Genomic DNA, 1,996 nt, shown 5'->3' with positions numbered 1-1,996 from the left:
CGCTCGATCTGGTCGATGGGCCGGTGGTGCGGGTGGTGGTGTTCGATGGTGGTGTTGGTGGTGGGGTGCGGTTGGTGGTGGTGGCCCACCATTTGGTGGTGGATGGGGTGTCGTGGCGGGTGTTGGTGGAGGATTTCGCGCGGGCTTATGGGCAGGTGATGGCGGGGGAGCCGGTGGATCTGGGGGCGCGCACGACGCCGTTTCCGGTGTGGGCCGAGCGGTTGGCCGCCCACGTCCAGGCCGGCGGTTTCGACGCCGAACTCGACCACTGGCGTCGTATGGGGGAGGTCGACTGTGCCGAGCTGCCCCGCGACCGCGAGCACGAGGGGAACGGGCTGGTGGCGTCGCAGGGGTCGGTGTCGGTGGGGGTGTCGGGTGAGGTGACGGCGGCGTTGGTGCGTGAGGTGGCGGGGGTGGTGCGGGCGCGGGTGGATGAGGTGTTGTTGGCGGTGGTGGGGCGTGTGGTGTGTGGCTGGGTGGGGGGTCGTGTGGTGGTGGATGTGGAGGGGCATGGTCGTGAGGAGTTGTTTGCTGGTGTGGATGTGTCGCGGACGGTGGGGTGGTTCACGAGTGTGTTTCCGGTGGTGGTGGCGGATGCGGGGGAGTGGTCGGATCAGGTGCGGGGGGTGAAGGAGGCGGTGCGGGCGGTGCCGCATCGTGGGGTGGGCTTTGGTGCTCTGCGGTATTTGGGCTCGCCTGAGCAGCGGGAGGTGGTCGCGGGGGTGCCGGCGGCGCAGGTGAGTTTCAACTATCTGGGGCGTTTCGACACCACCACCGACCACCACACCCCCTACACCGCCATGACACTGGGGGGCTCTGACGCCCCCGAGGAGGAGCGCGCTCACCTGCTCGACATCGTCGGCCGCATCGAAGACGGGCGATTGATCATCGAGATCGCCTATTCCCGCGACATCCACACCGAGTCCACAATTCGCCGGCTCGCCGACCACCTGCGGGACTCCCTGGAGGAGTTGGTGGGGTTGGGTGTGTCGGGGGGTGTGTCTGCGGTGTCGCCGTCGGATTTTGCGTTGGTGGAGTTGGAGCAGGCGGCGGTGGATCGTGTGGTGGGTGATGGGGCGGGTGTGGTTGATGTGTTGCCGTTGACGCCGATGCAGCAGGGGATGTTGTTTCATTCGCTGTTGGATGGGGGGTCGTCGTATTTCGAGCAGTTGGTGGTGGAGCTCGATGGTGTGGCTGATGTGGCGGCGTTGGGGCGGGCTTGGCAGCGGGTGGTGGATGAGCGGCCGGCGTTGCGGGTGTCGTTGGCCTGGGAGGAGTTGGCGGAGCCGGTGCAGGTGGTGCATCGGGAGGTGACGGTTCCGGTGCGGGTGCTGGATTGGCGGGGGTGTTCGGTCGAGTGGCGTGAGCAGGAGTTGGCGCGGCTGGTGGCCGAGGATGAGGCGGCCGGGTTGGATTTGGGTCGGGCGCCGTTGCTGCGGGTGGTGTTGGCTCGGGTCGATGAGACGCGGGTGGTGGTGGTGTGGACGTTTCACCACGTGTTGTTGGACGGGTGGAGTCTGCCGTTGGTGTTGGAGGATGTGTTCGCCGCCTATCGGGGGCGGGCGCTCAAGCCTCGTCCGTCTTTCCGTGGCCACCTCGAATGGCTTTCCGAGCGTGACACCGAGGCCGGACTCGCCCACTGGCGGGAGGTGCTGGCCGGGTTCGACACCCCCACCCCCCTGCCCTACGACCGCACCCCGCGCAACCTCCGGCAGGCGCGTTCCACACAGCGCCTCGAAACCCCGCTGAGCGAGGAGAACTCGGCGGCGGTCCACCGGTTCGCCCGGGAGCAGGGGGTGACGGTGAATGCGGTGGTGCAGGGGGCGTGGGCGCTGTTGCTGGCGGCCTATTCGGGAGAGACCGACGTGGTTTTCGGGGCCACGACCTCGGGGCGTCCGGCCGAGTTGCCCGGGGTGGAAGAGGCGCTGGGGCTGTTCATCAACACCTTGCCGGTGCGCGTGAGCATCGACCCCGCCACCCCCGCCGCCACCTGGCT

At 68.2% G+C, this 1,996-nt stretch carries 1 protein-coding gene; it reads left to right on the top strand.

Going from position 1 to position 1,996, the window contains the following annotated elements; translation table 11 throughout:
* Nucleotides 1-23 precede the first annotated feature (23 nt).
* Nucleotides 24-1,996: condensation domain-containing protein (locus tag ABD848_RS24785; RefSeq protein ID WP_344977602.1), on the top strand; the 1,973-nt coding region annotated here is incomplete at its 3' end.

Origin of the sequence: Salinactinospora qingdaonensis (genome assembly GCF_039539445.1) — a bacterium.
GTDB lineage: Bacteria > Actinomycetota > Actinomycetes > Streptosporangiales > Streptosporangiaceae > Salinactinospora > Salinactinospora qingdaonensis.
The sequence above is the reverse complement of the archived record's forward strand: the minus strand, read 5'-3'. Positions and strand labels throughout refer to the sequence as shown.